General features: G+C 66.7%; 17 protein-coding genes. 14 read left to right on the top strand and 3 right to left on the bottom strand.

The features are described from left to right. Nucleotides 1-180: 180 nt before the first annotated feature. Together HRL41_RS02985 and HRL41_RS02990 are read right to left on the bottom strand one after the other, a co-directional pair. Nucleotides 181-414: a hypothetical protein gene (locus tag HRL41_RS02985; protein ID WP_172135474.1), complete on the bottom strand. Its 234-nt coding sequence runs from the start codon at nt 412-414 to the stop codon at nt 181-183. 353 nt (nt 415-767) lie between these two features. Then, nucleotides 768-1,019 carry a GlsB/YeaQ/YmgE family stress response membrane protein gene (locus HRL41_RS02990; protein WP_172135475.1) on the bottom strand — a complete coding sequence of 84 codons (252 nt, stop codon included), beginning with the start codon at nt 1,017-1,019 and terminating at the stop codon, nt 768-770. 410 nt (nt 1,020-1,429) lie between these two features. Here HRL41_RS02990 and HRL41_RS02995 point away from each other — a divergent pair, with 410 nt between their 5' ends. Both HRL41_RS02995 and HRL41_RS03000 read left to right on the top strand, forming a co-directional pair. Further along, entirely contained in the window at nt 1,430-1,603 is a 174-nt protein-coding gene (locus HRL41_RS02995; RefSeq protein WP_172135476.1) for a type II toxin-antitoxin system HicA family toxin, read from the top strand. 29 nt (nt 1,604-1,632) lie between these two features. Then, on the top strand, nt 1,633-2,076 hold the full coding sequence (locus HRL41_RS03000) for a helix-turn-helix domain-containing protein (RefSeq protein ID WP_172135477.1): 444 nt from the start codon (nt 1,633-1,635) through the stop codon (nt 2,074-2,076). Nucleotides 2,077-2,147: 71 nt separating this feature from the next. On the opposite strand, the gene HRL41_RS03005 is transcribed toward HRL41_RS03000, so the two are convergent. Beyond that, on the bottom strand, nt 2,148-2,915 hold the full coding sequence (locus HRL41_RS03005) for an NADPH-dependent FMN reductase (protein WP_216662482.1): 768 nt from the start codon (nt 2,913-2,915) through the stop codon (nt 2,148-2,150). Between the two features lie 260 nt (nt 2,916-3,175). Here HRL41_RS03005 and HRL41_RS03010 point away from each other — a divergent pair, with 260 nt between their 5' ends. The 12 genes from HRL41_RS03010 (at nt 3,176) to HRL41_RS03065 (ending at nt 16,305) form a co-directional block, all read left to right on the top strand. After that, nucleotides 3,176-3,622: a MarR family winged helix-turn-helix transcriptional regulator gene (locus HRL41_RS03010; protein ID WP_172135478.1), complete on the top strand. Its 447-nt coding sequence runs from the start codon at nt 3,176-3,178 to the stop codon at nt 3,620-3,622. A gap of 187 nt (nt 3,623-3,809) precedes the next feature. Next, on the top strand, nt 3,810-6,743 hold the full coding sequence (locus tag HRL41_RS03015; RefSeq protein WP_172135479.1) for a molybdopterin-dependent oxidoreductase: 2,934 nt from the start codon (nt 3,810-3,812) through the stop codon (nt 6,741-6,743). Continuing rightward, nucleotides 6,740-7,318 (top strand): 4Fe-4S dicluster domain-containing protein, encoded by a 579-nt coding sequence (locus HRL41_RS03020; RefSeq protein ID WP_172135480.1) that lies wholly within the window; start codon nt 6,740-6,742, stop codon nt 7,316-7,318. The genes HRL41_RS03015 and HRL41_RS03020 overlap by 4 nt, the downstream gene beginning before the upstream one ends. Further along, the gene (locus tag HRL41_RS03025; RefSeq protein ID WP_172135481.1) at nt 7,315-8,157 is read left to right on the top strand and encodes a DmsC/YnfH family molybdoenzyme membrane anchor subunit; all 843 of its coding nucleotides are present in this window, start codon (nt 7,315-7,317) and stop codon (nt 8,155-8,157) included. The genes HRL41_RS03020 and HRL41_RS03025 overlap by 4 nt, the downstream gene beginning before the upstream one ends. A gap of 155 nt (nt 8,158-8,312) precedes the next feature. After that, on the top strand, nt 8,313-9,017 hold the full coding sequence (locus HRL41_RS03030; RefSeq protein ID WP_253904669.1) for a molecular chaperone: 705 nt from the start codon (nt 8,313-8,315) through the stop codon (nt 9,015-9,017). Between the two features lie 57 nt (nt 9,018-9,074). Then, the gene (locus HRL41_RS03035) at nt 9,075-9,824 is read left to right on the top strand and encodes a 4Fe-4S dicluster domain-containing protein (protein WP_172135482.1); all 750 of its coding nucleotides are present in this window, start codon (nt 9,075-9,077) and stop codon (nt 9,822-9,824) included. Beyond that, a complete protein-coding gene (locus HRL41_RS03040; RefSeq protein ID WP_172135483.1) occupies nt 9,817-10,770 on the top strand; it encodes a 4Fe-4S binding protein in 954 nt (317 codons plus the stop codon). Before HRL41_RS03035 ends, HRL41_RS03040 begins: the two co-directional genes overlap by 8 nt. Before the next feature lie 179 nt (nt 10,771-10,949). Continuing rightward, entirely contained in the window at nt 10,950-11,174 is a 225-nt protein-coding gene (locus tag HRL41_RS03045) for a DUF3791 domain-containing protein (RefSeq protein WP_165170360.1), read from the top strand. Beyond that, nucleotides 11,171-11,656: a DUF3990 domain-containing protein gene (locus HRL41_RS03050; protein ID WP_172135484.1), complete on the top strand. Its 486-nt coding sequence runs from the start codon at nt 11,171-11,173 to the stop codon at nt 11,654-11,656. Before HRL41_RS03045 ends, HRL41_RS03050 begins: the two co-directional genes overlap by 4 nt. 2 nt (nt 11,657-11,658) lie before the next feature. Then, nucleotides 11,659-11,907, top strand: coding sequence for a hypothetical protein (locus HRL41_RS03055; RefSeq protein WP_172135485.1), 249 nt, complete (start codon nt 11,659-11,661; stop codon nt 11,905-11,907). Between the two features lie 496 nt (nt 11,908-12,403). Beyond that, on the top strand, nt 12,404-13,087 hold the full coding sequence (locus HRL41_RS03060; RefSeq protein ID WP_165170366.1) for an ABC transporter ATP-binding protein: 684 nt from the start codon (nt 12,404-12,406) through the stop codon (nt 13,085-13,087). Beyond that, nucleotides 13,084-16,305 (top strand): ABC transporter permease, encoded by a 3,222-nt coding sequence (locus tag HRL41_RS03065; protein ID WP_172135486.1) that lies wholly within the window; start codon nt 13,084-13,086, stop codon nt 16,303-16,305. The genes HRL41_RS03060 and HRL41_RS03065 overlap by 4 nt, the downstream gene beginning before the upstream one ends. Nucleotides 16,306-16,357 lie beyond the last annotated feature (52 nt).

Below are 16,357 nucleotides of genomic sequence, written 5' to 3' on the forward strand. Positions count from 1 at the left end.
GCGGGCGCCGCGGGCGGCGGGTGGCCCGGGCGGCGGGCGGCGGGCGGCGAGTCGCCCGGGCCCAGCGAGCCGTCCGGGTGCGCGGCCTGCGGCTCATGCGAAAAGGAGGCGGCTGCCGACGTGCCGGCAGCCGCCTCCTTGCGAGAATCGTATCATCCGACCGATGTGCCGCGCGAAGCCCTACTTCGCAGAATCGGCCGTGACGTCGCTGTGGAAGTTGGAGTACCCTCCAACTGCGTTGGACTTGAACCTCCCGGCGGTCTTGTTGTAGAACACCTGAGCCCTCATGAGGTCCTTCTTCGTGATCCCGAACTCGGCCATGACCTCGTCTTCGGTCTTGCCGGCATCCATGAGGGCGTTCAGCGCATCGGCCTTCGCCGGTGATTCGAGCGCCATGAATTCGTCGCGAGTCATACAAGCTCCTCCTTGTCTGAGCAGGTCGGGCAAAGCTCGACGCTATTGTACGAACAGCCCCTTGCCTTCACCACTATATGCCCGTATGGGAGAGCGCCTGAAGCATATCTGCGTCTGTATATGCCCGTATCTTCCCTTTTCTGCAATATGTCCCGCGGGAGCCGCGACCTTTGGGGGGCTGGCAAGCTTCGACTTTCGTCGCAGCTTGCCGGCGAAGCCTGCCCTGCATCCCGCATCCCGCATCCCACGGGAAGGACCGCCCGAAGATTCCGCTCGGGACGGCAGATGAGCAGCGAGGGCGCCCGCCGACATGCCCTGGCGGGCGCCCTCGCAGGGGTTTCGCGCAGGCTGCGCTAGGCGGTGCGCTTGGTGAGGGCGTTCATGATGGCGATGAGCACGACCGAGCCCAGAAGCGCCACGAAGAACGACCAGAAGTTCAGGCCCGTGAAGCCCTCGGCCCCGATGAAGCTCATGATGAACCCGCCTATGAGCGCGCCGATGATGCCCGTGACGATGTTCTTCACCAGGCCGCCCTCGCGGCCCATGAGGGCGCCGCCCGCCCAGCCGGCCAAGCCGCCGATGATAACCCAAACGATGATGCTCATGAGGTTGCTCCTTTCGCGTTGCCAACGAAGAACAGCTTAGCGACCCCGCCGGCGCGCCCGCGCCACGCTCCCCCACCCGTCGCTGCCTCGTTGGCAGGCCGTTTGCCTGCCGCGAGGTGCCTGCCGCAAGAGCGCAGCCCCTTGTTCCTTGCGAACGCAGCAAGACGCCAGCTGATGGCAAAGCGCAAACGCTCATTTACGTTGGTAACTTCACAAAGTAACCGCACCCTGGTGTTGCGATGGGAATGAAAAGTTAGGGCTCATTTGCGTTCCTGTCATCCTGATGTAATGCACAAACAATAGTTCGCTTATTGAAAACGAGTACGAACTTTTGTGCTATAATTGCAAGAGAAAGTTCCCTGTTTTGTTGAGGATATCATTAGCGTCTGTTAATATTTTAGGGGATCCCGATGACCAAGCGACGCGACATCGTGAGGGCGCTCGTCGAGGACGGCTACGTCAGCGACGGAGGGACGAACCACGAGCACTTCGTCAAAGGAGCGAAGGTGGTCATGGTTCCCCGCCATCGGGAGATACCCGACGAAACGGCGAAGCGCATCTTGCGCCAAGCGGGCTTGAGATGAAAAACCTCCGCACGTGATCAGGAGCTGCCATGATATACCTCAACGAGTTCGAGTTCTACGAAGCCGAGGGCATGATATGCGCCGTCCCCTTCGACCATGACGGGGCAACGTGCGGCAGCAGCCTTGACGAAGCCGTCTTCATGGCGACGGATTGGCTGCGCAGCGAGATCGAATATGCGCTCATGCGCGGAGAGACCCCTCGAAGCGGGACCTTCGGACATACGCCCGAGCACGGCGGCATCGTCATAGCCGTCTCAGTTGACTGCGACCTCGCCCGCGTCGACGCCGTGAGCGCCGCCGACGCGGCGCGCCTGCTGGGCGTGAGCACCGCGCGAGTGTCGCAGATGTGCGAAAGCGGACAGCTGACCTCATGGAAAGAAGGGGCTCGCAGGCGCGTGCTGCGCGCCTCCGTTGAAGCGCGCCTGGAAGAGCGCCCCCAAGCTGGGAGGCCGCGCAAGAGCGCCCTCGGCTGAGCGAGAACAGCGCGCATCGACGCCGCGAACGCTGCCGCACACTGCCTCACGCCATGCCAAGCGGCGCAAGCTTACGTGATCGAGCGGCAGATGAGGGGGCGGGGCACGCCCATGTGCATGAGCAGGAGGTTCGCCTGCAGCTCGAGCGACTCGCGGTCGCGCTCGGCGAGGACGAGGCGGTCGGTCGAGTACGCGCGGCGGTCAAGCAGAATGCCCGTGGGCATGACGTCGACCACGTCGGCGCCCATGAAGTCGAGCGTCGTCCACAGCGAGGCGAAGGCGTAGCGCGCTTGCGAGGAGCCGGCCGCGCCGCTGTAGGTGACGGGCTTGCCGTGCATGACCGACGTGCCGTCGGCATACGCCGGGCGCGAGAGCCAGTCGAGCAGGTTCTTCAGCACGCCGGGCAGGCCGTGGTTGTACTCGGGCGTGACGATCCACAGGCCGTCGGCCGCCTCCACCGCGTCGCGGACGCGCTGCACCGGCTCGAGCACGGGGACCTCGACGTCCTGGTTCATGTACGGCAGGTCGGCGTACTCGAGGAACGACACGCGTACGCAGCCGCTCAGCACCGCGGCGGCGCACTCGGCGAGCTGGCGGTTGAGCGAGCGCGCCCGCAGCGACCCGACGACCATGAGCACCGACTTCTCGCCGCCGCAAGCGGAGGCCCTCTCCGCCGCGCCGCCGACGGCAGCGTCCTTCGCCTCGGCGCCACCGCTCGCGCCCTTCGCTCCGACACCACCAGCGGCAATATCCTTCCCTGTCTCGCCGTCCACCGCGCGCAGCCTTCCCTCGCCGCCGTCCGCCGCGCCCTTTCCTATCTCAACAGCTTTGCTCTCCATGGGATCATCCTTTCACGTGCCGTTTTGCTTCCTCCCATGATAGGGCCGCCCGCCAGGGCGCCGCATGCGCGGGACACAGCGGAAGGCAAGACGTTGCGAAGGCGTTGCCGCGCAAGCGCCCGCGCCCCCATGCGCACTCAGCAAGCGCAGCAAGTGTGGTCTTTCGCCGACGTCACGCGGCTTTCCCGAGAAGCCGTTATTCCCCAAGCGTACAATTGCCGCAGATCGCAAAACCTCCTCACCGAGAAGGACACACTCGCATGACAAAGCCGCGTCACCATGACGAATTCGTGGGCTATCGCGTGTACGAAGCCCACCGCGCGCTCTTCCAGAACCTTGAGCGCGCGCTCGCGCCGTTCGGCGTGACGCCCGTCGAGTGGAACGCGATGAACCAGCTCGACCACCACGGGCCGCTCTCGCAGAAGCGCCTGGCCGAGGCGCTGCAGAAGGAGCAGGCCACCATCACGCGCACCGTCGACCGCATGCAGCGCAAGGGGCTCGTCACGCGCACACCCGACCCGAAGGACCGCCGCGCCAACATCGTGAGCCTCACGCCCGCCTCTCAGGAGCTGCTCACCGAGATCGAGCCCCACGCGATCAGCGCCGCGAAGAGCACGATCGCGGAAATTGACCCCGCAGACCTCGCCGTGTTCTTCCGCGTCCTCAACCAGGTGAGGGACAACGCTCGAAAGAAGGACTCCGAGTAGACAAGCAGCGGGTTTAACCTCCCATTAGCAGCGAGCACAGCCTCCCGTTTCCCCTGTTCATAATTATTCCTTGTTTCGCATCGTGCAATTTATCTTGCTATCCATATAATTAGCTATGCAAGTATTATATAGTCAATTATATACTTGCGCAGTTTTTACCTGCAGAAAAGAGGAAAAGGAGGAGGAAATGGCACTACGCTTGAGCCGCCGCGGCTTCCTGAAGGCAGCAGGAGGAATCGCTGCCTCGACGCTGCTGGTGGGCACCGGTGCCGCAGGGGCTTTCGCCGACGAGGACGCAACGCAGAACGACGCCTCGGATGATGACATCAAGGTCATCCCGAGCGCCTGCCGCCAATGCTACGGGCGCTGCGCGCTGTTCGGCACCGTGAAGAACGGACGCCTCACCAAGATCGAGGGCAATCCCGACCTGTTCAGCGAGGGAACGCTCTGCGGACGCGCGTTCGCCATCCCGCAGGAGCTCTACAATCCCACGCGCGTGCGCTATCCGCAGCGCCGCGTCGGCGAGAAGGGCTCGGGGCAGTGGAAGCGCATCACCTGGGAGGAGGCGTATCAAGAGGCCGCCGACAAGTTCACCGAGATCGGCGAGAAGCACGGCTGGCACACCATCGCCCACCAGTACGGCACCGGCCGCGACATGCTGCAGTTCCAAGCCATCAACAAGCTGTGGCTCGAGCTTGGGAGCACCGCCACGTTCGGCGTCGGCAACCTGTGCTGGGTCGGCAGCTATTTCACCAGCCAGCGCATCTACGGCGACGAGACGCAGTACACCGGCTGGGACGGCAACAACACCGACTGCATCCTGATCTGGTGCCGCCAGGAGCGAAGCCGCGGCTACTACGACTGGCTGACCGTCAAGCGCGCGCAGCAGCGCGGCGCGAAGGTCATCTGCGTCGACCCGCGCTTCACCTGCACGGCCGCGAAGGCCGACATCTGGCTGCCCATCCGCCCGGGCTCCGACATGGCACTCGTGCTCGCGTTCATCAACGAGATCATCCACTCGGACAAGTGCGCGCTCGACTTCGCGCGCCAGTACACCAACGCCCCGTTCTTCATCGACGAGAAGGACGAGAGCGGAAACGGCACGGGATACCAGCTGCGCCAGTCCATCATGCGCGAAGGCGGAAACGTCGAGCTCTACCCCGCATGGGACGAGGCGCATGGCCAGCTCATCTACTGGTCGGGCGACTGGCAGGACAAGAACGGGGTCGGCGGCGAGAGGGCGTTCAAGTGGCTCGACGAGGCCGGCAACATCGTGGAAGACGCCGTCCCTGCGCTCACCACGCCCGACGGACAGGGGCGCGAGATCGAGGGCAAGGTCTACCGCACCGCGTGGGACCTGCTCGTCGAGCACGTGACGCCCTGGACCATCGAGCGCGCAGCCGAGTTCTGCGAGCTCGACGAAGGCAAGATCCGCGAGGCCGTCAGCGCCTACCTCGACGCGAGCCCGCACGCGTGCTTCACGCGCGGCCAGAAGGTGGAGTTCTCCATCAACACCTCCGGCATCTCCCAGGCGTTCACCATCATGATCGCGCTCGCCGGCAACTTCGACACCAAGGGCGGCAACAACATCGGCCGCGAGCCCGCCACCGGCTACGACTCGTTCATGTTCGACGTCGTGCCCAACCAGCAGGGCCGCATGGGGCAGCGCCGCAAGCAGACGGCCATGAACATCAAGAAGCTCTCCGTGTGCCAGAACACCGGCTACCAGACCATCCTGCAGGCCGACGACGCCACGGGCGAGCTGCGCGAGGTGACGCAGAACTCTGGCGGCCAGGTCATCTACGGCCAGCAGGGCGGCTTCGGCGCAGCCACTACGAAGGCCATGGCGAAGGGCGACCCGTTCCAGATCTACGGCTACTGGCAGCAGACCTCCGAGCCGATCCTCTCCATCGAGGGCGGCAAGGAGATCATCGAGGGCTTCAAGAACCTCGAGTTCTTCGTGAACGTCGACATCTTCATGACGCCGTCGGGCGAGCTCGCCGACATCATCCTGCCGGCCGCGCATCCCAACGAGGTCGACCGCGTGGAGTGGGCGCACTCCGGCCACGGCTACCCCACGAGCCACACCTACCTCATCCGCCAGCCGTTCCACGCGCCGCTCGGCGAGGCCAAGGACGACATGGACATATGCTTCGAGTTCGCGAAGTACATGGACGTCGATATGTACTGGAAGGACAAGTACGAGTTCTTCGACTACATGGTGAAGGGCCCCGCCACGCTGCCGCCGCAGCTGAGCTGCGCGAGCTTCGAGGACTTCCGCGAGCGCATCAGCGTGACCGGCGTGCAGATGACCGACGTCAAGGGCGCGCCGAAGTACGAGACCGGCTTCATGCGCAAGACGAGCGACTTCCGTCCCGGCTTCAACACCATGTACCGCGGCAACAAAATGGGCTCGGTCTACCGCTTCCCCGGCACCACGCTGCCCGACGGCACGAAGATCCCGGCTCACCCGCAGTCCGACAACGGCAAGATGGAACTGTGGAGCGAGGACTTGCTGCTGTACGGCAACGGACCGCTCCCGATGTACATCGAGCCGCCGATCACGAAGCGCTCGCGCGCCGACCTTCTGGACGAGTACCCGTTCACGCTCATCACGGGCGGCCGCTCCCACGCGTTCTTCCACACCGAGTACCGCAACTCCCCGTGGATGCGCGAGGTGCACATGTTCCCGACCATGGACATCAACCCCACCACCGCCGCCGAGCTCGGCATCAAGCAGGATGACTGGTGCTGGATCGAGACGTACGTAGACCGCATCCGCCAGCGCGCGAACCTCACCGAGGCCATCAGCCCTGACACCATCCACGTCGAGCACGACTGGTGGTTCCCCGAGCGCGAGGCAACCGACGACCTGCATGGTGCCCTCGACTCCAACTGCAACGTCCTGTTCGAGAACAACGGCCCTTACGACCCGGCCGTGGGCACCGACAACTTCGGCGGCTTGTGCAAGGTGTACAAGGCCGAGGAGGGCGCGCCCGACAACATCTGCCTGACGAGCGACGACCTCAAGATCTTCCTGCCCTTGAGCGCGGAGGACATCGCCGCTGACGAGCAGGGCGACGGCGTGAAGATGCCGACCGTGAAGGGAGCGAAACAATGACGCGCAACATCATGGCGATTGACTTGGACAGCTGCATCGGCTGCCACTCCTGCGCCGTCGTGTGCAAGCAGGAGAACAACGTGGGGCTGGGAACGTTCTACAACAAGGTGCTCACCATCGGGCCCACGGGCACCTACCCTGACTTGGAGATGTACTACCTGCCCGTAGCCTGCCAGCACTGCGACAACCCCCAGTGCGTGGACGTGTGCCCGACCGGCGCGAGCTACCAGCGCGAGGACGGCATCGTGCTCGTGGACCACAGCAAGTGCATCGGCTGTCAATACTGCGTCATGGCCTGCCCCTACGGAGTGCGCACCTACGACGAGAGCCGCGACAAGGGCGTCATCGAGAAGTGCACGCTATGCGCCCATCTGGTGGACGCGGGCGAGGTGCCCGCATGCGTGCGTCACTGTCCCGGTCAGGCGCGCTTCTTCGGCGACCTCGACGACCCGGACAGCGACGTGAGCAAGCTGGTGACGGCGAAGGCCAACCACAAGCTCACCGACGTGGGCAACCACCCGGGCGTGGTGTTCTGCATGGACAACTGCACGTGGATTGGAGATGAGCAAGCATGAGCGTACAGTGGCCTCTACTTCTGTTTAGCGTGCTCTTGGGCACGTCGTCGGGCATGCTCGTGTACCTGGGCATACACGAGGCGCGTGGCCGCCGCGCCACGGCGAGCTTCATGATCGCCCTGACAGCGCTGGTGCTTCTGGGCGTAGGCGGCATTGCCTCCACGTTCCACCTGGGGCATCCCGAGCGCGCCCTGCACATTATGGGCAACATGGGCTCGGGTCTCTCGCGCGAGCTCATCGGCGTGGGCGTCACCGCCGTGGTGACGCTGGCCTACGCCGTCTGCGTGAGGATGAGCTACGCCTCCGCCGCGAAGGGACTCGGCTTCTGCGCGATCGTAGTGGGCGCGGTCCTGCCCGTGATCGCCGGCAGCTCCTTCATGATGGCCGCCCGCCCGACATGGGACAGCGCGACGCTGCCGCTCATGTACCTGGGAGGCGGCCTCGGCCTCGGCTTCACGCTGGCCGCCGCCATCGCCTGCGCGAAGGGCGCCGAGGCTGCCGAGCGAGCGTTCGCCGCCAAGCTGGCGCTCGCGGGCGCTGCGGCCGCTGCCGTGACGGCGCTCATCTGGGTCGCCTGGGTGGCGCTGGCCCCCTACCCCGACGCATCGCGCTCGATCATGCGCCTTGCAGCTGGTGACCTGGCCGCGCTCTTCTGGATCGGCGCCGTGGCCCTGGGCGTCGTGGCCCCATGCGTGCTCTGCTGGATGGCGCGCCGCGCCGACGCGAAGCGCATGCTCGCTTACGTGAGCGGAGCGTTCGTCTGCCTGCTCGCAGGGAGCGTGGCCCTGCGCGTCATCATGTACGCGGTTGCCACTTCTGTGCAGCAGCTGATCTACTAGCGCCGGACTTCGCGGAGCCTGCCCGCTGACGCTCCCGCGGCGGGCAGGCTCTGCGCAGCCTATCCGCTACCCCCGGCGGCAGGCTGCGCACGGCCCGCCCGCTGTCCCCGCGGCGGGTGGGCCGCCTTGAGGATTCTTTTGGATAGGAGAAGAACATGGGATCATGCACCACTGACGCGGGCGCCCGCGAGGAGCTGCGCGCGCTGATGGAGAGCCGCGCGCACGTCTACGACCTGCTCTCACGCTGCTTCGAGACCGAGGTGACGCCCGAGTTCGCCGAGAGCCTCGCGCACGCGTTCGCCTTCGAGACTGACGATGAGGCGCTCGCGGAGAGCTTCGCGCAGATGCGCGCGAAGCTCGACGGCATTGACGCGGACGGCATCGAGCGCCTCGCGGTGGTGTTTGACCGCGTGTTCTTCGGCATGGGCCCGAGGGCGGCCCAGAAGGCGTTTCCGTACGAGTCGGTGTACACCTCCGACCGCGGCATCATGATGCAGGACGCCTACTCCGAGGCGACGAGGCTCTACCGCACGATGCGCCTGCGCAAGAACGAGCGCTTCACCGAGCCCGAGGACCACCTGGCTGTCGAGCTCGCCTTCATGGCGCTCTGCGCGCGCCAGGCGTCGGAGGCACTCGCAACGGGCGACGAGGACGCGGTCGCAGCGAGCGTGCGCGGCCAGGCGGCCTTCTTGGAGGGCCATCTTCTGAACTGGCTGCCGCGCTTCTGTGCTGACCTGCGGAAAGGGGCTGAGGAGGGCTTCTATCTCCACCTGGCGGACTTTCTGCTGCGCTTCGCCGAGAGTGACCGCGCGTTCCTGCGCGACCTGGTGGGGCAAGAGCAAGAGCGAGGGCAGGCGTAGAGGGGCAAGCAGGGACGGTTTCGGGTGCGCCGAACATGCAGTGAGGAGGAAGCGAGGATGAGCGATAAGAGGTACACCGACGCCGAGGCGTCAGGCAGTGCGCGTGCGACGAGCAGCGGAAACGCGGCCGGCATGTCGCTGTCGCGCCGCAGGTTCGTGGCCGCGGGCGCGGTCTCGGCGATTGTGGCGTGCCTGGGCGCCGCGGGCGTGGCGTTCGGACGCGAGGGCAGGGCGCAGCTCAGGCCGCCGGGGGGCGCAGGCGAGCTCGATCTTGAGGCGCGCTGCAACCGCTGCCAGCGCTGCGTCCAAGCATGCCCGCGCGGCGTCGTGCAGCCGCTGCCGATGACGGCGGGGCTTACGTCAGTGAGCACGCCGAGCCTGATCTTCCGCAACGACTACTGCGACTTCTGCGGAAAGTGCTGGGAGGCATGCCCCACCGGCGCCCTCGCGGCTGACGCGCCGAGCACGTCCGACATCGGCGTGGCCAAGGTGGTGAGCGACGCGTGCGTCGCCTGGATGTGGTCGGGCTGCACAGCGTGTGAGGAGGCATGCCCTGTCGAGGGCGCGCTTGCCATGGACGAGCATGGCCGCCCCGTGGTCGACGAGGCGCTGTGCAACGGGTGCGGCCTCTGCGAGACGACGTGCCCTTCCTCGTCGCTGCGAGCATATGATCCATCCGTGTCCGAACGCGCCATCTGCGTGGTGCCGCGTGCAAGCCAGGTGGCCGCCATTCCCGGCGCTGTCACGAGCGCGCAGCTCACCGAGGGACGGACGCGTGCGGTGCCGAAGGAGGCCGCCCATGAATAAGATGCGCTACGCGCGCGTGGCCTGCGCGCTTCTGGTCCTGGCCTTGATCTGCGCGTCTACGGAGCTCAACATGGCAAGCGGCACCCTGTGCGTGCCGTGCCCCGTTGGAGTCCTCGAGATCAGCCTTGCGAGCGGCAGCGTTCCTTGGGCGCTTCTGCCCGGCATGGCCGTGCTGCTGCTCGCAGTGCTCGCGCTCGGGCGCGCGTTCTGCTCGTGGGTGTGCCCCACTTCGCTCACGCGCAACCTGTTCGGCGGACGACATCCCCGTGGCCTCACAGGCCGCACGGGCGAGGAGGCAGCCGGGGATGGAGGCGCTGTTGCTGCGGCTACGGGTAGCGGCACGGGAGCTGTTGCGGCTGCGGACGACAGCACGGGCGCGGCGGCAGACGGCGCGGCGGCTTCGGGCGGCGCAGACGCTTCCTCAGCTGCGGAGGCACCGCGACGGGAGCGCAACAACCTTGCCACGCAGGGCATCGTGCTCGCCGTGCTGCTCGCGGTGTCCTTCGCCGTGCACTTCCCCGTGTTCTGTCTGATCTGCCCCATCGGCTTGGCCATGGGCACGGTGTTCGCCGCAAGCCGCACCTTCATGACCTGGCAGCCTGAGCTCGAGCTTTTGGCGTTCCCCGCCATGCTGCTCGTGGAGGCGCTCGCGCTGCGCCGCTGGTGCAGCGCCATCTGCCCGCTCGGGTTCTTCTTCGGGCTGGCAGCGAAGGCCCGCACCGCGCTCCACCTGCCCGCACTGCCGCGCCTCAACGCACACGCCTGCCGCATGACGCAGGGCTGCCGCGCCTGTGAGCACGTCTGCCCCGAGAACATCCACCTGCCCGCCGCCGCGCCGGCGGACCGCGAGGACTGCACGCTCTGCCTCGACTGCGCCGAGCACTGCCCCGCCCACGCGCTCACCCCCTCCCCCGCCCGCCACAGCAACCAGAAGGATCGCACGTAGGAAGCGCGGCGGCGCTCCTCTTCCACAGCACCCGAGGCGTTGCGAAGGCGTTGCCGCACAAGCGCCCGCGCCCCCACGCGCACTCAGCACGGCGAGAGCTGCGATGGTTTATAATCGTCCCTGTTAGACGCAGGGCCCCTTCCGCAGGCGGCCCTGACGAGCTGAGAGCGAGGCTTGAGATGAACGAGAGCACCCGAAGGGAGATAGACTTCGCTGTCTTCCTCATATATCGGCTCGCCGAGAGCTGGGGCAAAACCGTGCCCGAGACCTACCGAACCCTCGCCGACTTGAACGTCCTCGGCGATTACGTCATCCCCTTCTACGACGTGCTCCACACCCAGGGCGAGCAATGCCTGGTTGACGAGATCACCGAGCTCGCGCGCAGGAGAGGAGCCGTCATATGATCCTCTACCACGGCTCAACCGTCGAGGTTCCCCATCCAGACCCAGCGCGCGCTCGGAAAAACCTCGACTTCGGCCAGGGATTCTACCTGACGTCCCACAGATCCCAAGCTGAGCGCTGGGCCAAGCGCAAGGCCATGCTCGAGGACGCAAGCGCCGTGGTCAACGAGTACGAGTTCGCCGAGCGCGCCCTCGAGAACTTCGCTGTCCTCCGATTCGACGAGAGCGACGCCGACTGGGTGAAGTTCGTATGCGACTGCCGTCGCGGCGGCAATGCATACCAAAAATACGACGTCATCATTGGATGCGTCGCGAACGACAAGGTGTACGAAGCGGTGAACATGTACTTCAGGGGATATTGGGACATCGACACCACGCTCAAGGCACTCAAATACTACGACAAGAACGACCAGTACTGCTTCGTATCCCAGGCCGCCGTCGATGCCTTGCTTTCCTTCCGAAGAGCATACGAGACGGGGAGATAGCGGTGGACGAGCGCGTCGTTGAGAGCCTGGGATCGTTCTTGAAGGAGCATCTGGAAGCTGACGTGGCGTTCTGCATCGCCGAGCGCCTCAACGTCTCCGCAGAGGAGGCTATGGGGATCTACTACGGAAGCAAGATCGCCGAAGCGGTCGAGGAAGGCTCGCTGGGGATGCAGTACCTGCCCGCTTCCTACCTAGCGGACGAGGTGCTCAAAAATGCCGCATCCGCCTCTGCGCGTATTCTACGCCCCTAGGGAGAGCAGCCCGCCCCTCAAGCATATCTTCCGCTCCCCTGCCGAAAATCAAGCAGTCGCGCATCCGTTGATTCTCACGTCCCCGCCTTGCTTCGCGGTGAGGCGGGGGGCGCTGCGCAAAACGGCGTGCGAAGGCGCGAGAAACACGCGATCTGATACCCGCCAAGTCGACTGGTCCCAGCTTCCGCCAGCATTTTGCCTGGTCGTACGTTTTCCTTGCGCCAATGCAGCGCCTTCTCGCATCGTTTTTCCAGAAATTCGGTATCAGATCGTGTGTTTCTCGCGCCTTCGCACGAACGACGCTGCGCAGAAAGCCCCTAGGCCCTGCGAGTTTCGTCCGCTTTGGCCTGCGCGCAATCCACCACGCGAGCCGACGCACCCCGTGCGGCGGGGTCGCTTCCATTACACTTCTGTAATGCGCGCGTTAGGAGAGCACAAGGCGCATGCCCCATGCTGAAAGCAGCTGTCCTGCGAGGAAACGAAGGAAGGTATGCACATGGACATCCTCACCGTCAGCCATCTCACCAAGGTCTACGGGGAAGGCGCTTCCGCCACGCGCGCGCTCGACGACGTGTCGTTCTCGGTGGCACAGGGCGAGTTCCTGGCCATCGTGGGCTCGTCAGGCTCGGGCAAGTCAACGCTTCTGCACCTGATGGGCGGCGTGGACCGCCCCACGTCGGGCACCGTGCTCATGAACGGGCAGGACGTGTACGCCCGCACCGACGAGGAGCTCAGCGTGTTCCGCCGCCGCGAGGTGGGGCTGGTGTACCAGTTCTACAACCTGATCCCCGTGCTCAACGTGGTGGAGAACATCACGCTGCCCGTGGCGCTCGACGGGCGCGTCGTGAACCAGCAGCGCCTCGACGTGCTGCTTGACGCGCTGTCCCTGCGCGGACGCGAGCGGCACCTCCCCAACCAGCTCTCGGGCGGCCAGCAGCAGCGCGTGGCCATCGGGCGCGCGCTCATGAACGCGCCCTCCGTGGTGCTCGCCGACGAGCCCACCGGCAACCTCGACTCGAAGAACAGCCGCGACATCATGGCGCTGCTCGCCGCGTCGAACAAGGAGAGCGGGCAGACCCTCGTGGTGATCACGCACGACGAGGAGATCGCGCTGTCCGCCGACCGCATCATCTCCATCGAGGACGGGAAGATCGCCTCCGACGAGAGGATCCGCCGATGAGCGTCATGTCGAACTTCACGCTGCGCTCGCTGGCGAAGAACCGCGTGCGCACGGGCGTGACCGTTGCGGGAGTGGCGCTGGCCGCGGCGCTCCTCACCGCCGTGCTCACGAGCGTGACCAGCCTGAACGCCTATCTCTACAACTGCGAGGTAGCCGACAACGGCATCTGGACGGCCAGCGCCTGGACCGAGGGCGAAGACGAGATCGCCCACGCCCGCGCCGACGCGCGCACGTCCGACCTGGTGGTCATGCGCGACGTGGGGTTCGTCGACCCCGACGAGGCAGCGATGCGCTACGGCGCGTACCTGCCGTTCGTAAGCACGGAAGGCGACCTCGCGCGCATCTGCGCCGTCAAGCCCGCGGAGGGGCGCGCGGCCGAAGGGCCGGACGAGGTGATGCTGCCCAGCTCGTGGAAGGGCACGTCGGCGTTCGGAGCTGACGCGATCAAGGTGGGCTCGACGCTCGAGGTCGAGCTGGGGCAGCGCGAGCTCGTGGCGGCCGGCGCGGATGCGGGCGATGAGCCCAGCGCGCTCGCCGGGCACGACCGCACGCGCTCTGGCGAGACGCCCATCGAGGGCACGGGGTACGAGCCTGACGAGGCGGGCGACCGCCTGGACTCGGGAGACCGCTACCGAAACCCGCAGTCTGACGGCGGCGGCTTCGGCGAGAAGCTCGTCGAGCTTGAGCCACGCACGTTCACCGTGGTGGGATTCTACGACACGCGCAACATCGCCAGCTCGACGGGCGTGGGGTACGCCGCGCTCACGACGGGCTGGGACGCGGGCGCGGCGGGCACGGACGCGGGCGCGGGCACGACGGGCGCGGACGCGGGCACGGGCGGTGCGGGCGCGGACGCGGGCGAGGCAGGTGCGAACCCGACCGCGGCGGGCGCTGCCAAGGTGTACGTGGCGACTGCGGGGCTTCGCACCGCCGGGGAGATCGACGAGGCCATGAAGAGCTCGTTCGACTCCGCAAACATAGCGCACCACGACGCGCTGCTGCGCTATGAGGGCATCACGAGCGACCGCGCTATCTGGAACACGTTCTACCAGATAGCAGCCGTGCTCGCCTGCGTCATCGCGGCGGCGTGCGTGTCGCTCATCTACAACGCGTTCGCCATCAGCGTGGCCGAGCGCACGCGCCAGTTCGGGCTTCTGTCCTCCATCGGCGCGTCGAGGCGGCAGATCAGGCGCGCCATCGCGTTCGAAGCCGCCGTCATCACCGCAGCAGGCATCCCGCTCGGCCTGCTCGCCGGCATCGGCGGCACCGCCGCGGTGCTCGGGGTTCTCGGGCCCTCGCTCGAGAGCATAATCGGAGAGCGCGAGGACGTCGCCTTCGGCGTGGCGGTTGACCCGGCGATGATCTGCCTGGCCGCCGTCCTCACGCTCATAACCGTGATGGCGAGCGCATGGCTGCCCGCGCGCCGCGCCGGAAACGCGAGCGCCATCGACGCCATACGCCGGACGCGCGACGTGCGTCCTGTGCGCCCCGCGCGAAAGCGCACTGGAAAGACGAGCTCGTCAGCCGCCGCGACGGCTGACGTCTGGAAGCCCCGTGGGTTCGGCATCCACCGGCTGTTCGGCGTGTCGGGCCAGATCGCCTGGGCGAACCGCAAGCGCGGGCGCGCCAAGGGCCGCGCCGCCAGCGTGTCGCTCGCGCTCGCCATCGTGCTGCTCATGACGGCCGGCTCGCTCAGCACCACGCTCGACGTCATGACCGGCGCCGCCATCGCCTCCTCCGAGACCTGCGACATCACCGTCAGCACCTTCCGCAGCTACTCGCCAGACGCCGAAGCGGCGGACGCGGGCGCTCGTGACGGCGCGAGCGACAGCGACAGCGCGGCCGACGGCAATCCGGACGCAGGCGGCGAAGATACCGGAGAAGCAGCCGACGCGAGCGCAGATGGCGCGTCAAGCCCCTTCGAAGCCTATGCAGCTCTCTACGCGAAGCTCTCGAGCGTCGAAGGGGTGCAGCCGCTCGGCTGGCAGGCGGTGGCCACGATGCCCGCCGTCATGCCCGCCGACATGGTCGGCACGGGCATGGCCGAGGACGGCGGCCGCTTCAACAGCTCGTCCCCTGTCGTCCGCCAGCCCGACGGAACCTACTTCGGCCACGTGAACCTGCAGTTCCTCGAGAACGAGGCGTTCGCCGCCTACGCGCGCAGCGTCGGCGCGAGCCCCGACGCGTTCTCTGGCGACGCGATGCGCGGCATCGCGCTTTCCACCGGCTACTCGAACAACGGGCAGGCGTACGTGCAGCGCGAGATGATCAAGGCGCCCGGCACGATAAGCTGCATCACCGAAGCGACGTTCGAGGGAGTTCCCGTCGAGGGCTTCGTCTACAGCGGAGGGCGCGCGGGCGCCGACGCCAAGAGCCCTGACGGCAACGCGGATGCGCGCGAGGCCGCCTTCTCCGCCTACCTGCCCTCCGACTACGCCGCAGCCGACAAGGAGCCTGAGGGCAAGCCGCTCTCCGCGCTTGACCTGACGTACCTGCCCGTCGAGGCGATCGCCGTCACCGACCAGGCGCCCGACGGGAGGGGATCCGACTACCCCACCGTCGTCCTGCCCCTGAGCGCCGCCGACACGCTCGCCGAGGCCACGCGCGGCACCGCCGGGTCCCTCATGACGTCAGTCCAGATGGTCGCGCGCTTCAACGCCGACGAGCACGTCACCGCTGCCGCTGACCTCGAAGCCGCCGGCAGGGAGTTCTTCGACCTCGACCCCGGGGGCGACGGCGCGCTCGCGAGCACGCACCTCTACGTGGGCGACAACGCGGCCGTCCAGGAGGGCTACGGGACGCTCGTCGTGGTGGTGAACGTGTTCTCGCTGCTGTTCACGGGCATCCTCATGCTGATCGCCATGGGCAACGTGTTCAACACGGTGACCAACGGACTCGTCCTGCGCCGCCGCGAGTTCGCCGTGATGCGCTCGGTGGGGATGGGCAGCCGCGCGTTTCGGCGCATGATCGCCTGCGAATGCGCCGGATACGCCGTGCGCGGCCTCGTCCCCGGCGTCATCGTCGCAGCCATCGTGTCGTTCCTGCTGTTCAACGCGCTGGCGAAGTCGGTCGAGGGAGTTGCGTTCGCCCTGCCGTGGGGGCACATGGCGCTCGCCTGCGCGCTCACGCTGCTCATCATGGCGGCCAGCGTCGCCTACGGGCTGCGCCGCTGCCGGACCGACAACGTGGTGGAGGCGCTGCGAATGGACATAGCCTGAGGGAAGGGGCTGCCCCGCCCCCAGCGCGGGGCAGCCCGCTGATGCCTGGTAG

It is taken from the genome of Adlercreutzia sp. ZJ473 (genome assembly GCF_013185065.1).
Lineage (GTDB): Bacteria > Actinomycetota > Coriobacteriia > Coriobacteriales > Eggerthellaceae > CAAEEV01.

Coding starts and splice junctions, on each gene's coding strand:
- HRL41_RS03000 (WP_172135477.1), top strand. CDS start 1,633: ATGATATACCTCAACGAGTTCGAGTTCTACGAAGCCGAGGGCATGATA.
- HRL41_RS02990 (WP_172135475.1), bottom strand. CDS start 1,019: ATGAGCATCATCGTTTGGGTTATCATCGGCGGCTTGGCCGGCTGGGCG.
- HRL41_RS03065 (WP_172135486.1), top strand. CDS start 13,084: ATGAGCGTCATGTCGAACTTCACGCTGCGCTCGCTGGCGAAGAACCGC.
- HRL41_RS03005 (WP_216662482.1), bottom strand. CDS start 2,915: ATGGAGAGCAAAGCTGTTGAGATAGGAAAGGGCGCGGCGGACGGCGGC.
- HRL41_RS03020 (WP_172135480.1), top strand. CDS start 6,740: ATGACGCGCAACATCATGGCGATTGACTTGGACAGCTGCATCGGCTGC.
- HRL41_RS03040 (WP_172135483.1), top strand. CDS start 9,817: ATGAATAAGATGCGCTACGCGCGCGTGGCCTGCGCGCTTCTGGTCCTG.
- HRL41_RS03030 (WP_253904669.1), top strand. CDS start 8,313: ATGGGATCATGCACCACTGACGCGGGCGCCCGCGAGGAGCTGCGCGCG.
- HRL41_RS03050 (WP_172135484.1), top strand. CDS start 11,171: ATGATCCTCTACCACGGCTCAACCGTCGAGGTTCCCCATCCAGACCCA.
- HRL41_RS03015 (WP_172135479.1), top strand. CDS start 3,810: ATGGCACTACGCTTGAGCCGCCGCGGCTTCCTGAAGGCAGCAGGAGGA.
- HRL41_RS02995 (WP_172135476.1), top strand. CDS start 1,430: ATGACCAAGCGACGCGACATCGTGAGGGCGCTCGTCGAGGACGGCTAC.
- HRL41_RS02985 (WP_172135474.1), bottom strand. CDS start 414: ATGACTCGCGACGAATTCATGGCGCTCGAATCACCGGCGAAGGCCGAT.
- HRL41_RS03025 (WP_172135481.1), top strand. CDS start 7,315: ATGAGCGTACAGTGGCCTCTACTTCTGTTTAGCGTGCTCTTGGGCACG.
- HRL41_RS03035 (WP_172135482.1), top strand. CDS start 9,075: ATGAGCGATAAGAGGTACACCGACGCCGAGGCGTCAGGCAGTGCGCGT.
- HRL41_RS03010 (WP_172135478.1), top strand. CDS start 3,176: ATGACAAAGCCGCGTCACCATGACGAATTCGTGGGCTATCGCGTGTAC.
- HRL41_RS03060 (WP_165170366.1), top strand. CDS start 12,404: ATGGACATCCTCACCGTCAGCCATCTCACCAAGGTCTACGGGGAAGGC.
- HRL41_RS03045 (WP_165170360.1), top strand. CDS start 10,950: ATGAACGAGAGCACCCGAAGGGAGATAGACTTCGCTGTCTTCCTCATA.